The 704-nt window shown below is 43.6% G+C and carries 1 protein-coding gene; it reads left to right on the top strand.

Annotation, left to right across the window (positions count from 1 at the left end; all coding sequences use genetic code 11):
- Nucleotides 1-704 (top strand): PAS domain S-box protein (locus R7Q09_RS25705; RefSeq protein WP_318143886.1); only part of this gene is annotated, 704 nt, incomplete at both ends.

Raw genomic sequence — 704 nt, 5'->3', positions numbered from 1 at the left:
ATTTCAGAAAACACCGGAAACATTAGAAAATGCGAATATCCGCGATCTGATAAAAACAAAAATGCCGAACGAGCTTAGCCAAATTCTTAGTCGATGCTTAGAGTGTGATGATATCCACCTTCAAAACATTGATAACGAACAGCAGCTAAGCCTAACGACTCGTCGTTTGTCTAACCACGGTTATCTTCTCTTCGCCATTCAAGACATCACAGAGATTGAAGAGGCGATGAATCGCCAGCGCGTAGCTGGTCGAGTGTTTGAAGCCAGTCAAGACGGCCTTATTGTACTTAATCACAAAGGCGTCATCACCATGGTTAACCCAGCAGTCACCAAGCTCGTGGGTTTAGAAATTGACCAGTTAGTTGGTCAGTCTTTCATTCAAACTATTCGTTGGCGAAAATTACAAGAAATGATGCCGAGTATCATTGAGTCCATTGAAAACTATGGCGTATGGCAAGGGGAAGTGATTGAGCAAAATCACTTAGGCTTACTTGTGCCAATGTTTGCTCGAGTAAATCGCATCGTGAAGTGCGAGGATAACGGTTTCTACGACTTGGTCATTATTCTTACCGATCTCTCCAATGCAAAAGAGATGGAGCGCCTCGAGTATCTCGCACATCATGACGCGCTTACAGGATTAGCAAATCGTTCTAAGTTCCATTTAGAGCTGGAAGATTTAGTCCAAAGATCAGGCTATCAGCGCG

The organism is Vibrio sp. 2130-1, assembly GCF_033339515.1.
This window is presented reverse-complemented; position numbering and strand designations above follow the sequence as displayed.